Annotated in this window: 3 protein-coding genes; all 3 read right to left on the bottom strand. The window is 63.6% G+C overall.

Annotated elements, in window-relative coordinates:
* Nucleotides 1–373 (bottom strand): terminase small subunit-like protein (locus F7Q96_RS26410; RefSeq protein ID WP_457912031.1); only part of this gene is annotated, 373 nt, incomplete at its 3' end.
* A gap of 133 nt (nt 374–506) precedes the next feature.
* A complete protein-coding gene (locus F7Q96_RS26415; protein ID WP_151023640.1) occupies nt 507–908 on the bottom strand; it encodes a hypothetical protein in 402 nt (133 codons plus the stop codon).
* A gap of 32 nt (nt 909–940) precedes the next feature.
* A partial coding sequence (locus tag F7Q96_RS27000) for a hypothetical protein (protein ID WP_170266050.1) occupies nt 941–1209 on the bottom strand: 269 nt, incomplete at its 5' end.

The raw sequence follows: 1209 nt of genomic DNA on the forward strand, positions 1-1209 counted from the left end.
CGTCCAAATACTGCTTGCGCAGACCTTCGTCGGCGGCGATCCACCGATTGATGAGCCGGCGATCCGGCATATCGGGATCGGAGCAGATCTTCCGAACGCTCTCCCCGCCCGCGATCCGCTCGCAGACAATCGCCATGACGGCAGCCCTGTCCCACGATCCGTCTTCGGAGCGGAGGTTAGGCGTCTCGTTCGACATCGTCGGTGTGGAAATAAAAAAGCCCAGCGGATGGCTGGGCGAACTCGCGGTGGGCGCGAGAGGAGACTGGTTGAGGGGCAGGCGCTGATCTCCTGCGACGCTCGGCGCGAGTATTCTCAGCGCTGCGTCAGCATTTCCCTCACGGCTGACACCTCGTACCCGGCCGGGTCGGTTCACCGCCGCGGTCCGCAGCGGATGAGGTGCCATGCGTGAGTAAACGCAAAAGCCCGCTGGCTTTACCTAGCGGGCTTTCTCAGGACGCACTGTCCCGCCGAAATTAAAGCACAGCTTTTTTTGGTTTACAAGCACTTTATGCAGCTTCCGCAACCGAGACGATCCCGGCGGCGTAGAGCATGGGTAACAGCACCGCCTTCGCCTCTTGATAGACCCGGTGGACGTCCTCCACCCGGCGGTTGCGCCAGACGGCGTGGTTCTGGTTCATGAAGTGCATGTTGATGGCGATGCGGTGAGCCTGGTCGAGGCGATCCACCAGCGGGTCGACGACCTCCCCGATGGCGGCATCCAGTTGGCGATCGGCCTCGTCATCCAGCTCTCGCCCGCGAAGCTCATTGGACTTGGCCCGGAACTCCCGACAGGACGAGTCCTCGCCCGGATACCACATGCCGCGGACCTCCGCGAAGGATTGACGCTGCTGCCACCGGCGCCACGCCTGCAGTGCTTCCTCGACCTGTTGGCTTTCGTCTTGCGTCATCGCACTCCCCTTTCCTCAAATCCCGTCCAGTCCTATCTCGTACCGCCTGCCACTGCCACTAACATCCCCAGCCCGGCCTCATCCCGCTCCGCCGCTGCTCGAGCCACGTCCTGCTCGGCGGCACCGGCCTGGCACATGGAATCGTGGAACGCCTGCCAGTCGGCGAAGGTGGGTGCAGCGGGCTTGACCTCCCGCGCGACCGCATCCCGCTCCCATTCGATCCTCCGGCGCAGCCGCTCGTTGTCAGCCTCGACCATGCGGATGTGGTCCTGCAGCACGGCAACTTTCTGGACGTAGTGCT

The organism is Cupriavidus gilardii (assembly GCF_008801915.1).
GTDB classification, from domain to species: Bacteria; Pseudomonadota; Gammaproteobacteria; order Burkholderiales; family Burkholderiaceae; genus Cupriavidus; species Cupriavidus gilardii.

Coding starts and splice junctions, on each gene's coding strand:
- F7Q96_RS26415 (WP_151023640.1), bottom strand. CDS start 908: ATGACGCAAGACGAAAGCCAACAGGTCGAGGAAGCACTGCAGGCGTGG.